At 41.1% G+C, this 17905-nt stretch carries 13 protein-coding genes, 1 tRNA gene and 2 pseudogenes; 12 read left to right on the forward strand and 4 right to left on the reverse strand.

What is annotated here, in order from left to right; genetic code table 11:
- Positions 1-115 precede the first annotated feature (115 nt).
- The 3 genes from KTO63_RS16035 to KTO63_RS16045 all read right to left on the reverse strand — a co-directional run bounded on the left by KTO63_RS16035 (position 116) and on the right by KTO63_RS16045 (position 5245).
- The gene (locus KTO63_RS16035; RefSeq protein ID WP_217792401.1) at positions 116-547 is read right to left on the reverse strand and encodes an SET domain-containing protein; all 432 of its coding nucleotides are present in this window, start codon (positions 545-547) and stop codon (positions 116-118) included.
- A gap of 89 nt (positions 548-636) precedes the next feature.
- Positions 637-1236 carry an isochorismatase family protein gene (locus tag KTO63_RS16040; protein ID WP_217792402.1) on the reverse strand — a complete coding sequence of 200 codons (600 nt, stop codon included), beginning with the start codon at positions 1234-1236 and terminating at the stop codon, positions 637-639.
- Between the two features lie 127 nt (positions 1237-1363).
- Complete coding sequence (locus KTO63_RS16045) at positions 1364-5245, reverse strand: DUF7948 domain-containing protein (RefSeq protein WP_217792403.1); 3882 nt, start codon at positions 5243-5245, stop codon at positions 1364-1366.
- A 139-nt stretch (positions 5246-5384) separates the two neighbouring features.
- On the opposite strand from KTO63_RS16045, the gene KTO63_RS16050 reads away from it, so the two are divergent.
- From KTO63_RS16050 to KTO63_RS16105, 12 genes and pseudogenes are all read left to right on the forward strand, one after another.
- A complete protein-coding gene (locus KTO63_RS16050) occupies positions 5385-6191 on the forward strand; it encodes a 2,3,4,5-tetrahydropyridine-2,6-dicarboxylate N-succinyltransferase (protein WP_217792404.1) in 807 nt (268 codons plus the stop codon).
- 148 nt (positions 6192-6339) lie between these two features.
- Positions 6340-6421: transfer RNA gene (locus KTO63_RS16055), tRNA-Leu, on the forward strand.
- A gap of 433 nt (positions 6422-6854) precedes the next feature.
- Complete coding sequence (locus KTO63_RS16060; protein WP_217792405.1) at positions 6855-7988, forward strand: site-specific integrase; 1134 nt, start codon at positions 6855-6857, stop codon at positions 7986-7988.
- An 11-nt stretch (positions 7989-7999) separates the two neighbouring features.
- Positions 8000-8296, forward strand: a complete 297-nt coding sequence (locus KTO63_RS26530; RefSeq protein ID WP_394371633.1) for a DUF1016 N-terminal domain-containing protein — start codon at positions 8000-8002, stop codon at positions 8294-8296.
- Positions 8297-8316: 20 nt separating this feature from the next.
- Positions 8317-8373, forward strand: a pseudogene (locus KTO63_RS26535) (hypothetical protein); the annotation flags it as partial.
- Between the two features lie 36 nt (positions 8374-8409).
- On the forward strand, positions 8410-8952 hold the full coding sequence (locus KTO63_RS16070) for a PDDEXK nuclease domain-containing protein (protein WP_232373208.1): 543 nt from the start codon (positions 8410-8412) through the stop codon (positions 8950-8952).
- 863 nt (positions 8953-9815) lie between these two features.
- Positions 9816-10025, forward strand: coding sequence for a LuxR C-terminal-related transcriptional regulator (locus KTO63_RS26540; protein ID WP_217792408.1), 210 nt, complete (start codon positions 9816-9818; stop codon positions 10023-10025).
- A 1302-nt stretch (positions 10026-11327) separates the two neighbouring features.
- Positions 11328-11917 (forward strand): annotated as a pseudogene (locus KTO63_RS26545) (chromate transporter).
- Between the two features lie 165 nt (positions 11918-12082).
- The gene (locus KTO63_RS16090) at positions 12083-12835 is read left to right on the forward strand and encodes a hypothetical protein (RefSeq protein ID WP_217792410.1); all 753 of its coding nucleotides are present in this window, start codon (positions 12083-12085) and stop codon (positions 12833-12835) included.
- A 26-nt stretch (positions 12836-12861) separates the two neighbouring features.
- On the forward strand, positions 12862-14307 hold the full coding sequence (locus tag KTO63_RS16095) for a family 43 glycosylhydrolase (RefSeq protein WP_217792411.1): 1446 nt from the start codon (positions 12862-12864) through the stop codon (positions 14305-14307).
- A 938-nt stretch (positions 14308-15245) separates the two neighbouring features.
- On the forward strand, positions 15246-15836 hold the full coding sequence (locus KTO63_RS16100; protein ID WP_217792412.1) for a DUF4142 domain-containing protein: 591 nt from the start codon (positions 15246-15248) through the stop codon (positions 15834-15836).
- A gap of 60 nt (positions 15837-15896) precedes the next feature.
- Positions 15897-16364 carry a DUF4142 domain-containing protein gene (locus KTO63_RS16105; protein ID WP_217792414.1) on the forward strand — a complete coding sequence of 156 codons (468 nt, stop codon included), beginning with the start codon at positions 15897-15899 and terminating at the stop codon, positions 16362-16364.
- Between the two features lie 97 nt (positions 16365-16461).
- Here KTO63_RS16105 and KTO63_RS16110 read toward each other — a convergent pair whose 3' ends face one another.
- Positions 16462-17904, reverse strand: a complete 1443-nt coding sequence (locus KTO63_RS16110; RefSeq protein ID WP_217792416.1) for a sigma-54-dependent transcriptional regulator — start codon at positions 17902-17904, stop codon at positions 16462-16464.
- Position 17905 lies beyond the last annotated feature (1 nt).

A 17905-nucleotide genomic window follows, 5' to 3' on the forward strand; every position in this document is an offset into this window, starting at 1 on the left:
ATTAACAGGGCCGCATTCGTTCAAGAATGCGGCCCTGTTGTATGTAGAGCAGACTATGCTATTACCACACCGTGCTACACCTATTAATTCTTAATTCTTAATTATTAATTTCCCCCTACTTCTTCCCATTCACCTTATCAATCTTCATGTTCTCTTTCACTGTGTCCCAATATTCTTTTCCATAGGACACGAAGATTTCGCTGCCAGCGGGAATATCTTTTAGTGATTTTATAAAAACAAGTTTTCCCTGTTTTTCATATTCGCTGTTATTGCTGATGCCTTTTACACGTTGCAAACCCTTTGCGTCGTTGGCATAGCGTGCAAGTTCTTCGGGCGTTTCACGGGCATCGATCACATGATTGCGGTTGACAAAAAATATATAACCGTTGCTGCCTTCATCATGATCGACCTCCTTCCAGGTAGTGAATTTGCCTTTGTATTCTACGATGAGGGTGCCTTTGGGGATAGGCTTCCTGGTGTATAAACCTTTACCGGCGTTGGGTAACCCGGATTTTTTTACTACTAAGTGTTCTTCAAGTAATGCCATATAAAATGTTATGAACTTATTTGAGGCAAGATAATTGTTTTCGACATTCGTTTGTAATGCTGCCCGATTAATAAATAACTTTTTGACAATTATTTTCCATTCAGCGTTTTGATGATAGCGTCTGTAGTATCTACTTCGCTGATCCGGGGAAAGATAGTGTTCACGCTGTGTTCGTAAGCTGAGGCTATCCTGTCGGTAGTTGCATCAGAGGCCAATGTAATGTTATATCCCAGTTCACTCGCAGCCCTGGCCGTGCCTTCCACGCCCACGCTTGTAGAAACGCCGCCCAGTACAATTCCGGTAACATTTCTTTTTTGCAGCTCGTCATGCAACCCTGTTTCGTAGAAAGCGTTCCATGTTTTTTTCGTTACCAGCAGGTCGCCCGGCTGCAGCATAATTTCAGGCACTATCGTAAAGAACCCCTCTTCCTGCATCTTAGCCTCCGCAGCTTTTTGTCCTTCGGCGTCTGCAGGAATCATACTTACTTGCTTCCGGGTCTTCGTCCACGGCGCGCCTACAGGGTTTACATGCACGATCACAACTGGCAGACTCGCATTTCTAAAAGCATCCAGCAGCCTTGCGGCGTTTGCCAATACAGCTTTGGCAGGATGAGCCAGCTGAGCGCTCAAGGTTCCTTTCTGGAGATCAATCAAAACAAGAGCGGTGTTTTTGTCAAGTGCAGTGATCATAAATAAGTTTTTTGTTTTAAAGTTACGATACGTGGCCTGGCCGCCATTATTATCGCACTGTAAAATTTGTACCAGCCTGCATTGAACAAGTTCTCACCCGGACCTCTTTATATTTTCGCGTATAAAATCACCTTATCAATATTATGGCTCCTTTCTGAAATCTTTTCACGCCATCATCTGTAATGTAACTGCAGGTGTATATGTAAACACCACCCGGCTGTATCAATCCTTTATAGTAGCCATCCCACCGTTTATTCTTGTCATTTGTTTCAAACACCACTTCTCCCCACCTGCTATAGATTTGAAAGGCTAGGTCCGTAATTTGACAGCCAAGGGTTACCGGCCCTATTGTTTCATTTTTGCCATCACTATTAGGCGTAAATGCATTCGGTATATGGAGACAGTTTTCAGGTGTGCTGCAAGCCTTTACATTTATTATTGCGTTTGCTGTAATTGGACAATCATTCTCATCAATTGCGGCAGCGGTCACACGTTGATTGTTTCGCACTTTTATAAAAGCCGAAGATCCTGAGGCTGGAATGCTCCAGTTAATGTTCTTTACTTTAGACTTGTCTCCTTCAAGATACAATTGCAGCGTTTCTTCATAACAAACAGTGGTATCTTCAGGCGATATTGAAATTTTGGCCAGAGGTCTGTATTTTATTTCAAAATCTTTTGTGTAAGCACAATTAAATTTATCCTTTACAGAAAACCTGTGGCCTCCCGGAGCTACATCAGAAAATTTTTCTGCAGTACCAAATTCTCCGGCGTCGATTGCATAAATATAAGGAGATATACCACCTGTAACCGAAGCAACGTTAAGCCCGCCGCTTGTTTTTCCGCAGTACGCATTTTCAATATCAATATTGACAGCTGCCGGCCCGGGCTGGTTTTTCAAAACAACAGATTCCTTGCTAAGCACACAGCCATTGTCATCTTTAATGTAGACTTTGTATGTTCCGGCATTTAAGTTTGAAATACTTCCCGATGTAAAAACTACATTATCGGCAGAAAACGAAAACGGCGATTTTCCTCCCGCAACATTTGTAACAGTAAGAGAACCGATCTTGCTATCGCAATGGTCATCTGTTACAGAAATTACGGCATCTGAAGGAGGCAACGTTTTGTCTATTGAAATTTTTGATAAAAGCTCGCAGCCTGCGTTGTCTATAATTTTTATCTGATAATCTGCGGGAGCGAGTGTATTGAATATACCGGTGTGGTTTGTGCCAGCATTTTCCAAAATAAATGTGTACGGCGTTTCGCCTCCGCTGATGTTTGAAATACGAAGTGTGCCATCATTGCTTTTGCAGGTGCTGCTTGTTTTATCAGATGCAAAAGACTGAGGCCCCGGTATCCTTGCCAACAAAAGTGTATCGTGATATGAGCACCCGTTTGCGTCCTTTATATGCAATATGTGTGTACCGGAATCCAATCCTGTAAATTTTGGAGTTGCCTGATAAAGAGATTCGTCCGCGGCGTATGTGAAAGGTGCTGTACCCCCGGTTACATCATTAACAAATATCATTGCGTTTGCTTTGTCACAATTTTCAGGAGTGGTTGTTAACCGCGCAGCTGTAATACTTCCCGGAGGATTGGGAACAACAATGCTCTTTTTGACCGACAAGCCGTTGGCGTCTGTAACCTTTACCATATACGTGCCAGAACACAACCCTGTCACAGCAGCGGTTGTTGCACCATTGCTCCATTCGTATTTGTAAGGGTCGGCCCCGCAGGTAACTGACAGTTCAGCTGTACCATTGCAGCCACAGGTAGTAGGTGCGGCGATCTTTGGGGTCACGAAAAGTTCATTGTTGTAGGTTAATTTCATTAAAAGAGAGGACAATCCTGCCTGAGAGTTTACGTATGAGCAACACTGACTATTAAAATAAGCACCATTGCCGGGGTCTGTTAGTTGAGGATTTGGATTAAAAGAACCGCCTTTTTGATGGCCAAATACGTAGACCATATTTCCTGAAGGATCCACAGCCATCTCATTGTAGTCATAGTATTCATATGGCCAGTCTGCGAGTGTCAAATAAGTAAATGCTCCGTTATGATCAAGGGTTGCAAATATGGGCATTGTGTAGGTGGGGTATTTAAACATTGACCCCGACTCTTTATAAAAACTCCCGCAATTAGTGTTTTTTGAGGGAAAATCCCAGTAGGGATCATTCATTACCCCCAGGAGCTGCACCTGGTCATGATACTTATCGTAATTGATTTTCTCCCAAAAGTGCATTCTTGTGGTATTGACATTTTTTTGAAACACGAATTTGTTGAGACTGTCAAACTTAAGGACATACTGAGACTGTGTAATATAAATATTGCAGCTGTCATCAACCGTTATATCCCCTACGTTCAGGTAAGTAGGCAAGAAAGTAGACCAGGTCATCTTTCTTGCCGCATTAAATTTTGTAATGATGGCTCCCCATCCTTTCGGATTAAAATACCCGCCGTTATCCACCATCAGGTATTTAGCCGAACGGACATTGCCGCCGATGTAAATATTTCCAATTTTATCGGTGCATATCCTCGCGTTGTAATCATCATTTTCTCCATAGAACCGCGTGGACCATGTAAGGCGATTGCTCGCATCAAATTGGGAAATAAACAACAATTGCTCAGCGCCGATACCAGAAGCGGTTTCAAAATAGGCGCCATTTCCAGGATCCGTCAAAGGAAAATCCGCGGACTCGGACCACCCTGTTACGTATACATTTCCATTTATATCGTACGACATATCCATCGGATAAGTGCTGAAATTTGCATAAAAGGAACTCCATATCAACTTGCCATCGTTTGAAAATTTGGTGATAAAATACTTCTTCTGGTTCCGATCAAAAAAACCTCCATTGTCCAGTAATGGAATTTTACTTTGATACTCTGGAAAATAGCCAAGCGCAACGATGTTGTCAAATTTATCAACTGTCATCACTGAACTGTTTATAGCTTTTTCCGCTCCAAAAAAAGTTGACCACAACAATTGTCCCTCTGGAGTAAATTTCATTATTACCATAGAACCGTTTGGCGCGGTAGTTACATTCTGATAATACGCTCCATTTCCCGGATCCTTAGTAATAAAAGGAGTATTGGCACTTATTGAAAGTTGAACAAAAATATTTCCCTGCTTATCCGTTTCTACATCGGTGGCGGCAACAACGGCCAGGACATTCTTATCCGAAGTAGAAAGGTAAGTGAGCCAAAAAATAGATGGATCAATCACAAGCGTTTGGCCCTTGTCATAATTGTTGACTTTAAAACCGATTTGATTATTCTTTAGAGTATAAGAAGTTTGTACTTCTTTTTTATTTTTCTGCAAATAAGAAAAAGGCTTTCCCTCGCGAACCTGTCCTATGTTTGTTTCTCCGGCTATTTCATTATTCGCCATCTTCATGCGGGCATTGCGCGAGTATTGAAGTTTTATTTGATCAGGATCGGCGCCCGGATGTACAATGAAATCGTACTTAACAATTTGACGGCCATCTACCTCTTTAATATATATTTTCCAGTCAATACCAGGATATACATTCTTAATTAGAATTTCACTTTTCAACTGCAGGCTTTGGGGCATGATGCCGAGTGAATCGGTGTACATATTGTAAACCGGAGAGCCCGCCAGAGATGTTTCTGCTATTTGAGCCGGATCGATGAAGGCGTTTTTCAAAACGATATCCACTCTTTCAATCCTGTAAGAAGCAGTGTATATCGAATCCCTTTCATTCGTTGCTGTCATTTTTTTGCGTTCCTGCACCGCCCTTCGCTTTTGAAGTGTGTTTCTATGTGCAAAAACAATTGAAAGCCCATATCTGGTTATAAAAAACTGCTCATTGCCTATATTGGCCTGGTAGTATACGGATGGGACGGGTTTATTATCCTGATCGCGGACCTGGCCTACGTTGCGCAAAAAACCGTTCTTGGGTATGGCCTTGTCCAGAGAAGGTTGATTCTGTGCATGTCCAATTTTAACGAGCATCAGGCAACACAACAGTAATGCAATTTTTTTCATACGGGTTAGAGCGAATGCGACTCGCCTGAAAGGGTTATGAATCATTTAGAGTTAGGTCAAAAATAGAATATCCGGCCCGTTTGCAGGTTTTTTCCTTTATTTTTTTCGATTCCTTTATGTTTGCAAAAAATTTTCAAGCATGAAAGAATTGATCACATCAGCATTTGCAAACCGCGAGTTGTTGAAAGACGCGAAATATGCCGATGCCGTAAGAGCGGTGATTGAAGAAGTGGATAAAGGAAGACTGAGAGTTGCTGCTCCCGTAGAAAGTGGCTGGGAAGTGAACGAATGGGTGAAACAAGCCATTCTGATGTACTTCGGTATTCAGCAAATGAAAACCATGTCATTACCTCCGTTTGAGTTTTACGATAAAATGGAACTGAAGAAAGACTACGCTTCACTGGGCGTACGTGCGGTTCCACACGCAGTGGCAAGATATGGAGCATACATCGCCAAAAACGTGGTATTAATGCCAAGCTACGTAAACATTGGTGCTTTTGTTGACGAAGGTACAATGGTTGACACATGGGCAACCGTAGGCAGCTGTGCTCAAATAGGCAAAGGCGTTCACCTCAGCGGTGGTGTAGGTATCGGCGGAGTGCTGGAACCATTGCAGGCTTCTCCTGTAATTATTGAAGACGGTGTATTTGTAGGTTCAAGATGTATTGTGGTAGAAGGTGTTCGTGTAGAAAAAGAAGCGGTATTGGGTGCAAACGTAGTACTGACGCAAAGCACAAAAATTATCGACGTAAGCGGCGCAGAGCCGATTGAATACAAAGGACGCGTACCGGCAAGAAGTGTTGTTATTCCTGGTACATATGCAAAAAAATTCCCCGCTGGCGAATATAATGTAAGCTGCGCCCTGATCATTGGTCAGCGTAAACCAAGCACAGACTTGAAAACAAGTTTGAATGATGCTTTGCGCGACTTTAATGTAGCAGTGTAAAAGAATTGAAAGTTGAGAGTTGGGTTATGAGTTTTTGTGCTTAGCTTTTATTAGTACTTAAAACTCATAACTCACCACTCAAAACTTTTTCAGAAAACTTATCACTTATTTCATTCAACTTCATATATTTGCACCCCTGTTAAAGGATGCCCAGGTGGCGAAATTGGTAGACGCACCGTCTTCAGGTGGCGGCGCCGCGAGGTGTGCTGGTTCGAATCCAGTCCTGGGCACATTGTTAGGTTGAGGATCATTGATTCTCAACCTATTTTTTTGTCATCAATGTCGTTTTTGTCCTCTTTTTCACGCTTTTTTTCACTTCTAACGACACACGAATGACACACGAAATGACACACGGTTTTGCTGGCACACTTGGCCTATTCGATCAGCACACTTGCGCAAAAAAATCACGGTGGGTAACACACGAAACACCCTATCTTCCTGCATTCAAACAAGTCACCCAGGATTTAAACCCTCCTGGCAATTATGTCAATCAGAAAAATTGGCAGAAAAAATTGACACTGACAAATTGCAAGTCAAAAACCATTAAAAATTCTTTCTTCCGGTTCCTATCGCTTTTTTCCATTCACAGTTTAGCAGTTCTATTGCCAACTTATCAGGCACGCACCTTGTGCCCTATTTTTTTTAACCTTAAAGCACGCAGCTATGAATATAGGAGAAAGACTAAATAATAAAGGTGACAAAATACTTTACTTCTTTGACAACGGGCGCGGAAAAGGACAACGTGGCTCACTGGGCCTGTTTACTTACGTTAAACCTAAAGATGCCCTGCAAAGAAATCATAACAAAGAAACAATTGCAATTCTTGAAGTAAAGCGAGGCCAGGCAATAATTGACCAACAAGCAACTGGAACTGGCTATATACCCTCGCACAAATTCAAAGCTAATTTTTTGGATTACTATGAAGAATATGTTCAAACCCATAAGCGTAAACGCAATCGACATCTCCAAAACAGTTTGAAGCATTTCAAGACATTTATCAATAGGAAATTCATTTCCCCCATTGAAATTTCAGAAAATTTCTGCAAATCTTTTAGGCGCTACTTATTGGACAATTTTAATGGAGAAACGCCGCTTAATTATTTTGCACGGTTTAAGTGGGTAGTGGATGCCGCTAAAAGTGATGGATATTTTAAAGAAGCTCCAACTAAAGAGATTGCGGCACAATCAAACCCGAGCGCTTCATTAAAAGAAAACCTGGAAGCCGATGAATATTTGAAACTTTTGAAATCGCCGTGTGTAAATCAGCAAATTAAGACAGCCTTCTTGTTTTCCTGTTATACCGGCCTTCGATGGGTGGATGTCAAAACATTGCGGTGGCAACAACTTAAAGGAAATAATTTGGTCACCAGAATTATTCAAAAGAAAACAGGCAGACCGGTGGTTCTAACATTACATCCAATTGCCGAGGATATTTTGAACGAGCAAGCTGCTTTAAATAATATGGATTTAGTTCACGAACCTGATAGGCAGAAGAAATTGGTATTTCAATTACCCTCTCAAGACGGTTCCAATAAGACTTTACAAAATTGGATTATTGCCGCAGGCATTAATAAACACATTACATGGTCATGTGCCAGGTTGAGTTTCTCTATTCTATTACAAGATAAAAGGGTCGATGACGCGACAGTTGCCTATTTGATGGGGCACACAACAACGGAACAGGTCCAAAGAACATATAAACGCCATCGACCTCATCAGCCAATGGAGGCAATAATGACTTTACCTCACAAGGACAATTGGAAGAAAGATTCTACAACTATTAATCCTATTTATTAAACATTCAGATGATGGAATTTAGCAAATCGATTATAAACGATATCAAGGATATTATTCTAACCTCGAGGGAAAATGCCATTCGAGCGGTTGATCGTCAAAGAACCCTAATGTATTGGCATATCGGAAAGCGAATTTTCGAAAAAGAACAACAGGGAAAGGACCGCGCAGATTATGGCACTCCATTACAAAATTCGTCTCTGACCAATTGGTACCTGAATATGGAACTGGGTTTTTCAAAAGACAAATTGAATTATATCGCTAGTTTTATCGAACATTTTCAATTGCGAATACAGTGTATTCGCAATTGAGCTGAAGTTGATATAAAATTTTGCTAAGGATTGAAAATCAGCACTCAAGACAGTTTTATATCGCCGAAATAATCAAAAACAATTGGACCGTTCGGCAATTAGATCGACAAATTTTGAGCAGGTTGTATGAGCGTCTTTTAGCTAGCTGTGACAAGGAAAGTTTGCTCGCCGTGGCGAATAAAGAAAAACTCCCCTCTGACGCAATAGAAATTATTAAAGAACCAATGTTTCTTGAGTTTCCCGGTTTAAAAAGGGAAATCTCCTATTATGAAAAAGATCTGGAGAATGCAATCATTATCCACCTGCAAGAATTTCTACTGGAGCTAGGTCATGGATTTTCTTTTATTGCAAGACAAAAAAGAATTCATATTGAAGGAGATGATTTTTTTATTGACCCGGTTTGTTATAATCTTCTTTTGCGTTGTTTTGTGATAATCGAAATCAAGATTAATAAATTTATACATCAGCATCTTACCCGATTACAGATGTGCTTTTACTATTATGATAGAATTAAAGAAATCACTATAGGAAAAAATGCTATTGGAATATTGCTACATGCAAACAAAAATGATACCGTAGCGAAATTCCCAAGAAGGCTTCAGTTCAGAATCGATATAGTGAATGTGCGGAAGAGGAGATTCGAACTCACGCTATGAATCAAGGCTTTATCTGTATTGTCCGCCGTTTATCCGCCAGTTTTGGCAACTACTGGCAAAAATTAATAAAACAAAAATAAGAAATAAAAATAACCAAAGCCATAGAGACTAGATGATTCGAAAAATTCGGATAGTATTGTAGGTGTACTTTTGCACTGCTTTTATATAAGTTTTAAAGTTCCTTTGCCGCCTTCGATACTTGCGAACTGCAATGATTTGTTAGTTCGACTGATGAAGCGAATAACACATTCAAACAATAAGAAACTTCCTGACAGATGAATATACATGTTCGCTAAAAAAAATTGACATGTAACACCGGAAACAAAAGAGTAGCTCTAGAAGTAACCATCCCAAAAAACAAATGAGTTTAAGGAGTTAAACACATATTCGCTTTGCAGAAATGCTTTACTACGTTAACTCCTAATTCCTATTTCGTAAACTCTCAATCCTAAATCAACTGCGCCATTTAGCTATTGCGTCTAATTTGCGTGTAATAAACTTTTGTTTTTCTGTCGGTACCATAAGATTCGAACTATTCTATAAGGATTTACTTAGGCTGTATTCCTTGAATTTTCAAAACATCAATCTGCCTAATGATATTAACTTTCCTGGGTCGGATTTTAGCAATCTGATGGATTGGTTGCGGGCGACGACTCCACACACGGCTATCCTTATTTTTGCCATGCACACAGAGGACATTTTTGGACGGCGCAGTTTTCAACTGGGTGCAAAAGAATACCTGCATAAAACAGACACTAATCCCGAGATTATGCTGGCAATAAGAAAAAATTTTAGACGGTGGCGTCTACCCTTCGGATGCACTCGAGAGATTATTATCTTGTCCCGAGGTAAACGATGTCACATTGAAACCATTCAATAAACTATCTACATGTGGACTGGAAATCGCCATGCTCATCAACAAAGGTAAATCCTTACCTCAAATTTGTACAGACCTTAATATTCAATACTCCACTGCTAACACTTACAAGCGCCGGATATTTGAAAAGCTAAGCGTTTATAGTACCCTTACATTGTCACGTTTAATGTCCTCCTTTAAAATTGAAGATAAATAGCATGCTACACGCTCCTATTCTATTTCATCACTTTTCTTCCGAATGGAATTGTTCATTCTCTGTATAAAAGAATAACAGATTTTCAGAAGGATGCTATTAAAGCACATGGCAAACTGGGCAATGCGCTATTTTTGAAATCAGGCTTTCATTAATCCAGAATTGGAGTAGATCTCAGTACAATTTGTTATCACAGTCATGCCTTCGGGTTCATTATAGTTTACAAATGTTATTGAATTTAAAAACAGAACTTTCTGATTGGTGGAGGGCCAGCTCAATTCCTTAATATAATCCTTTGGCGCCTACTCATCCGACGTAGATCAATCTAATCAAAAATAGTTACAACGCTTATCAGTTTTTGCAATACCCGATTCGTGGTATTGCAAGAACCTTCTATCCTGCTTACTATTGTAGATAATATCTATATATTCTATAATATTAATAGACTTTAAGATAACAATGCTTCTGGATCATATTACTTAAATGTAAATTAACTCAATCTCAAATGCTAGATTTCGACCCAGACATAATCAGGCAAAAACTCAAAGACGGCTCTTTTACAATTGATGATATTGAATGTGTACTTGGCATATTGGGAACTGAACAGGCAATGGCATTTTGCGAATTGTTTGACCAGTACTTGGAATTAAATAAAAGCAGGGAACGAAGCGCTTTGACTATATCAGAAATAGAGCAAATGGCAAACCAAATCTTCAAGAGTGATCATTAAAGGTCCTCGCAAAAATTTACATGCAAAAACAGCATATCATGTGCTGAGACTTTGATCGGCAGTTTTTCTTTTTCGAGCATCTAATCTGATAATGTCTTTTTGACGCCGGAGGCCTTCAAACCAATTTTTAAAAATCTGAAAACGGAGTATCCTATTGGCCCCAAATTAAAACTAGAGAACTTAACTGCATAACGCCAACAAATAACCTTAACAGCATATCGGTAGGAATGTAACTTTTGAACCTGGAGCATCAAGTAAATGGCATATGCATTCCAGCGGGGCAAATCTTATTGGTCAATTGTAGTGTAAGTTATTACCAGGAAAAAGGAAAGCTGAAACAGATACGGCAAAAGGGCGATACCATAAGGTGCCAGCCCAATATTCCTCATTGTCACGGAGCCAGTGCAAACACTACATTTATGCAGGTTTCAATAACCGGAAGACAAATGGCCGAAACCGTGTGGCTGGATGCTGTAGCGTATCAGGAATACGAAAAACTTTCGCAGAATCCCTCTTTCTTTATAGATGATTTCATTCCCTATTCATTCCCCGGCCCATTTATCTGCATGAATAATATGAACAATCAGGACGAACCGTCATTTATAGATGCTCTAAAGTTTTGGATAAAACTTGGCTGGATAAGCTTTGGAGGCACAGCAGGCCATATCGCCTTGATGCATGATTATTTGGTTGATAAAAGAAAATGGATAAGTAGCAGTCGTCTTTTTCATGCGCTGAGCATTTGTATGTTATTGCCCGGTCCAGAAGCGCAGCAATTGGCAATCTATATTGGTCGCCTGCTGCATGAAAAAAAAGGGAGATTGATTGCGGGTATTTTATTTGTACTAGCAGCTACGCTTATTTAATTGCATTGTGTATAATGTATGTTCTATACGGAAACATACCGTTGATCAATAGCATGTTCAATGGACTAAAACCAGCAGAGATAGCGCCCATTATTATAGCACTATTTAAGATTGGCAAAAAAGCATTGCATGGAACGATTCATATTGTTGTAGCTAAGGTCGCCTTTGTATGCATTTTCTTTTTTAATATTTCTTTACTGAAAACTATCATTGCAACGATCTTTCTGGGACTGATTGTAAAAGCGATCAACCATCCTGGCTCCATGCCACGCAGACTAAAGAACAAGTTTCAATTTTAGAAGATGAATACTACATCAATAAGAATTTAAAATCTCCTAAGGCTGATTTTACTATTGCCAGGTTATTGAAACAAGTATTATTGGGAGGTGTACAAAGCAGTCTCCTTTTTTAATGATTTGTGATAATAATTGTATTTTAGACAGTAATTATAACCTGTTTGTCATATGATAAGATTTGCACCTAAAATATGGTTGACTGCGATCAGCATGGTCATCGTGCTGGTATCCGGCGCATACGCGCAAACTGCCCCTCCTGCCGGACCTCCGCGTGGCATGAGAATAGACTCTATCACAGAGCTCGATAGCATACGCAGTATCGCGCCATTTTTTAAACCGGCAACGACGGCAAAAAAAACACCAGATGCCGACGGATTTATCCAGCGTTGGTTGTTACTGGAACCGATCAGTAAGTCAATACGCAGCAATATTGTTTTTACGGTTGACTACTTGAAGAAGGCGTTTGACACTAGCTATTTCCCGGACCAGTTCACCGTTATCCCTAAAGATGGCGAAAAGGTAAAGGTGGGCGGGCAGGAACTAGCATGGCACGCCCTGGAAAGCCCGACTTTCAATATGAAATTATTCCGTTTCGCCTACGGCCTTCACAAGCAAAACTACTCGGTATTGTTTTGGGCGGTAACTATAGTGAATAGCCCGCGCGAAATGAAAAATGTGCGGTTAGCAGTAGGATCCAATGGAGGGTCAATATGGTGGCTGAACGGAACACAAGCAGTTATACTCGACGGCGACAGGCGCATGGTAATGGATGATGGCGCTTCTGCGCGCCTGACACTTCATAAAGGGGAAAATATACTACGCGGGGCGGTGATCAACGGCCCGGGATTAAGCGATTTTTGCGTTCGCTTCCTGGACGAGAACGGAGCGCCGGTAAAGGACCTCACCATTACTACAAATTAATACCATTACTACAATTAATATTAAGCATGATGATTAAAATAGTAAGCGTCATAGCTGCGCTTTCGATATATGCCGGCGGGGCAGCCGTTGCACAAATTGGCAAACCATTTATACATGACCCTTCTACCATCGCACAATCGGATGGGAAATATTACACCTTTGGTACGGGCGGTGGCGGCCTGATATCCGATGATGGCTGGACATGGAACGACGGCGCCGTGCGCCCGGGCGGCGGGGCCGCACCCGATATATTAAAAATTGGCGACCGCTATCTTATTGTTTATGGTGCGACCGGCGGCGGGCTGTTCGGGGGGCATAATGGAAAGATATTGACCATGTGGAATAAAACGCTTGACCCAAAGTCGCCCGATTTCAAATATTCGGACCCTATAGTAGTTGCTTCATCCGATGGCATCGAAGATAATGATGCGATCGACCCCAGCCTTCTTCTCGACCCGGCCACTGGAAAGTTATGGTTAACTTACGGTACCTATTTTGGATACATCCGCCTGGTGGAACTTGATCCCAAAACAGGTAAGCGGGTAGAGGGCAATAAAGCCTTGAATATCGCCATTGATTGTGAAGCCACAGACCTGATCTACCGCGATGGATGGTACTACCTGTTAGGCACACATGGTACTTGCTGTGACGGGCCGAACTCCACGTATAATATTGTTGTCGGGCGCTCCAAAAAAGTGACCGGCCCTTATGTTGATAACATCGACAGGGAGATGTTAAAAGGCGGTGGTAGACTGGTTGTGGCGGCCGGTGACAGGCTTATTGGCCCCGGTCATTTCGGGCGTACAGTTTTGGGAGACGGAATTGAAAAAATGTCCTGCCATTATGAAGCCGACCTGGACCAGGGTGGCCGAAGTGTGCTTGGCATCCGCCCCTTGCTGTGGAAAAACGGATGGCCTGTTGCGGGCGATAACCTCAAAGAAGGAACATACGAAATAGCATCTGAAAGACGGGGATATGCCCTACAAATAGACGTTGATTTTACCCGGATGGCAGGCGTAGCGCGCGGCTTTAACCGCAATAACGATGAGCCGGTAAAACCTATTCCCTCACAGGAGTTGGCGGACGTAATAAAGAATTGGCCAACCGGGAATATTGGTGTAACAATAGGCGACTATATGTTCCGCCCGCATCAGAAATGGGCCATTACTGCCGTTCCCGGGGTGGGCGGCCACTTCGGAGCACCTTATTATAAAATAACGATAGCAGGAACAGGTAGAGCATTAGCGGCTACTGCAGACGCAGAAGTGATAACGGTACCTGAATTTACCGGCGGGCCTGAGCAATTATGGATGATAGATCAATTGACCGATGGAACATACCGTATCATGCCTAAAGTAGTTCCCAACTCGAAAGAGCAGTTAGCACTGGTATCCTTTGCGGACAGTTCGCCGACATTAGCCAAGTTTGATATGAATAGCGATAACTGTAAATGGGATCTCAGGACGCATTAATAATAATGTTCACTTAAAGTTTACTGGTCAACATCGGGTCTTTCGTGTGCATTTTTACGGGAGCTGAAGCCCTGAGGTTCCCTGCTTCCTATAAAGATGATGAATCTTTAATTATCACGGCTTCACTCCTAACTCTAAAAAATCCATTCGACAACAATCTTGTGCTAAACTTCAACCAGTCAACAGTGACTTTATTTAGCCTTGAAGATAAGGTCATCAGGCATGCTCGAAGATCATCAAAATTAAAAAAAGGAAAATTTTAGCTCTCCGAGCCACAGTGTATTTTACTCAGCATCAATTTGCTGATAAGCATAATGCTTTTCGGACATATGAAAATTTGGCATTTTCGATCATTAGCTTAAAAGACGTATTCAGAATTTTTATTTACCTCTAAATCCTAGCGCTATTTAGTGTTCATGTATCACTCAACTTTGATGTCTTCCGGCATTTTTCATTGACGGTATTTCGTTATTAGTAATGGATTTTTTGGTGACCCAGATATTTATCCGAAAAAAATAAATAACGATAAGGATAAATTAAATTTAAGAGAAGAGCGGAGGCGGTAGTTTACAATAAACAGTATTGTTGAAGATCGTGTTAATAAGCACACGAGAAGCAAAAGAATTATCTTAGCTCTTTCCCTCTCCAAAACCAATTAGGACTCTCTTTCTGGCAGACACATTACCCTTATCGAATCAAGGCTACAGAATCTTTAAAAACGATTATTTTAGTGAGATTGTTTCGGTTCAGTATCTACATCTCACCTCATATTCAAAAGCCGATATTTCGTCTTTCGACTAGATCATTTACGAACTAAAGTTGAAGGACAGAACATGCAAATCTTAAGTTGTTGATAATAAATGATTGGCAAAGTGGCTCGGTACTTGAAATTTATTGACAGGCTTCAATAACGGAGCTGAAATTTTAAATTACCAATTATGCAAAGCAACTCAAACGAACCAAGAAGAGATTTCATAAAGAAATCGTTAACCGGCGCCATCGCGATGAGTGCTGGACTTACAACAGCAGGAACTATGCTGCAATCATTTGCAGGTAAAGATGAAGACCACTCTCCTGCAGCAACAAATTCACCTGTTACTGCAAAAGATTTTCGCGCGGGAGTGATGCCTCGTGCGCAACTTTCCATGCAAGCCAGCAAACTGGCGGTTGACAAAGCAACACAAAAAGACGCAAAAGAATTTGCGGGCTGGGAACTTATGGAAGCGATTGCAGTAATTAATGTGTTGAAGGATCTGGGAACCCCGGAAGCCGCCTTGAGTAAGGAAGGGCAGGATTTTCTTACAAAGCTGAAAGGACTAAGCGGCAATGAATTCGACAAAACATATATGCAGGCGGAGTTGTCCAACCATGAGTTCTTACGCGACCTTGCTAAAACCTACCTGAACGGGTCAAACGGCAATTCATCAGGCAGCGATATAGAAACGATTCACCTTGCCAACCTGGCGCTCTTTGCTTTTACTGAGCATGTGGGTTTAAGTAAAAGAATTTATGGCGACTTAACAGCGTAATGGCTGCTCCATTTTCAGCTTTCCACATCTACATTATAAAAACCATAAAACATAAATAATATGCAAACCGATACAAGAGAGATATCCTCCTCAGTAACTGCACAGGAATTCAGGTCTGGTGTAATGCCACGAGCACAACTTTCTATGATGGCAAGCCAGCTTGCTGTTGATAAAGCGACACAAAAAAACGCAAAAGAATTCGCAGGATTTGAATTAATGGAAGCCATCACTGTAATTGATGTTTTGAAAGATGTGGGCACGCCAACACCACCGTTGAGCCAGGAAAGTCAGGCATTTCTGATGAAATTAAAAGAACTGGAAGGTGATGAATTCGATAAAACATATATGCAGGCCGAGTTGTCCAACCATGAGTTCTTACGCGACCTTGCACAAGATTATCTTAGCAGCACAGACGAAACTACATCTGCATCAGAGAAAGAAACAAAGCATCTGGCAAAAGTTGCATTATATGCATTCAAAGAACACGTAGCAATGAGTAAAAGAATCTATGGTGAATTAACGGCGTAGGCATTTAGCTTGGAGTAGTTTTCAACCTGGAATATGTATTTATTCCAGGTTTTATCATTGTAAGAATGATAGATATATCATTTAAGGAAGATTGTCCTCATTGATGCGTTCTGGTGATGCCAAGCTTTTTCATTTTTGAATGCAAGGTAGTTGGTGGAATTTTCAGAATCTCGGCTGCTCCTCCTGCACCTCTTATTCTTCCATTTGTTTTCTTTAGTATTTGCAGAATGTAGTTACGTTCATTCTCCTCCAGTGTGCTTTCATTGACAGGCACATTTGTGGACATTTTGTTTTCAGCCAAACCAGCAGACTGAGTAACATTCTGATCTTTTAAATTTTTTAATAAATTGCTCTGAGAAAATGGCTTTCGAAAATTTAACCTTGCGCCCGCATCGTGCAAAATCATAGATTGCTCTATTACATTTTCAAGCTCCCTTATATTGCCGGGCCAATCGTAGTTTTGAAGCTCAGCGATCATATGGTCACTTATTCCTTCGAATGGTTTGTTGAATTTTTTGCTGAATTTTTCGGCAAAAGACATAGCCAAAGGAAGGATATCTTCCCTGCGTTCTCTAAGCGGCGGAAGTGTGATTGGAAAAACATTCAACCTATAATACAAATCCAGTCTAAACCTTCCCTCTGCTATTTCACATTCCAGGATACGATTGGTTGCGGCTATTATTCTCACGTCCACCTTAATAGTTTGCTTGCCACCTATGCGTTCAATCTCTTTTTCCTGCAATACCCTTAATAATTTCACCTGCAGACTGAGTGGCATTTCGCCGATCTCATCTAAGAAAATAGTGCCTTTATCAGCCAACTCAAATTTTCCAATCTTCTTTTCCATCGCACCGGTAAAAGCTCCCTTTTCATGACCGAACAATTCACTTTCAATCAGCGTTGGCGGAAGTGTTGTACAATTTATTTTTATAAAAGACTGATGGTGGCGCGGAGATTTTTGATGAATGTAATCTGCGAACTTCTCTTTTCCGGTTCCGCTTTCACCTAATATCAGTACAGAGGTATCTTGTGGCGCCACAATAGATGCCAGATCAAGCATGGTTAGTAATGAAGGGCTACTGCCAACAATACCTTCCAAAGGGGTATTATTTTTTATTTCTTTTTTAGAGATATTCGTGTGCACTTCTACCTGCGACCTTACATCCTTGCTATGCTCGTGCCTGTAAAAAGCAATATCCAGTGTAACTATCAAATCCCTTTCCCGGTATGGTTTTACAAGAAATCCATAAGGCTCTGTGGCTTTCGCTGCTTCTAGTATTTGCTTACTCGAATTGGCAGAGAGATAAACAAAGGCAATACCCGATTCCCTCAATTCATTGGCATATTCAATACCAGATACAGGTCCTCTTAAATAAATATCCAACAAAACCAAACCGGGCTTTTTCCTTTTAACCATCTCCCTTGCTTCCCGGACAGAGGTGGCTATACCGGTGACAGAATAGCCTTCCCGCTCAAGTGTCAATTGAAGATCATCAGCTACAACAAACTCATCTTCTACAATTAAAATACTCTTGTTCATA

It is taken from the genome of Pinibacter aurantiacus, assembly GCF_019130065.1.
In the GTDB taxonomy this organism is placed as follows: domain Bacteria; phylum Bacteroidota; class Bacteroidia; order Chitinophagales; family Chitinophagaceae; genus Pinibacter; species Pinibacter aurantiacus.

Bases quoted from the DNA above. Each gene is read 5' to 3' on its own strand.
- KTO63_RS16035 (WP_217792401.1), bottom strand. From the start codon at position 547: ATGGCATTACTTGAAGAACACTTAGTAGTAAAAAAATCCGGGTTACCC.
- KTO63_RS16040 (WP_217792402.1), bottom strand. From the start codon at position 1,236: ATGATCACTGCACTTGACAAAAACACCGCTCTTGTTTTGATTGATCTC.
- KTO63_RS16045 (WP_217792403.1), bottom strand. From the start codon at position 5,245: ATGAAAAAAATTGCATTACTGTTGTGTTGCCTGATGCTCGTTAAAATT.
- KTO63_RS16050 (WP_217792404.1), top strand. From the start codon at position 5,385: ATGAAAGAATTGATCACATCAGCATTTGCAAACCGCGAGTTGTTGAAA.
- KTO63_RS16060 (WP_217792405.1), top strand. From the start codon at position 6,855: ATGAATATAGGAGAAAGACTAAATAATAAAGGTGACAAAATACTTTAC.
- KTO63_RS26530 (WP_394371633.1), top strand. From the start codon at position 8,000: ATGGAATTTAGCAAATCGATTATAAACGATATCAAGGATATTATTCTA.
- KTO63_RS16090 (WP_217792410.1), top strand. From the start codon at position 12,083: ATGATAAGATTTGCACCTAAAATATGGTTGACTGCGATCAGCATGGTC.
- KTO63_RS16095 (WP_217792411.1), top strand. From the start codon at position 12,862: ATGATGATTAAAATAGTAAGCGTCATAGCTGCGCTTTCGATATATGCC.
- KTO63_RS16100 (WP_217792412.1), top strand. From the start codon at position 15,246: ATGCAAAGCAACTCAAACGAACCAAGAAGAGATTTCATAAAGAAATCG.
- KTO63_RS16105 (WP_217792414.1), top strand. From the start codon at position 15,897: ATGCAAACCGATACAAGAGAGATATCCTCCTCAGTAACTGCACAGGAA.
- KTO63_RS16110 (WP_217792416.1), bottom strand. From the start codon at position 17,904: ATGAACAAGAGTATTTTAATTGTAGAAGATGAGTTTGTTGTAGCTGAT.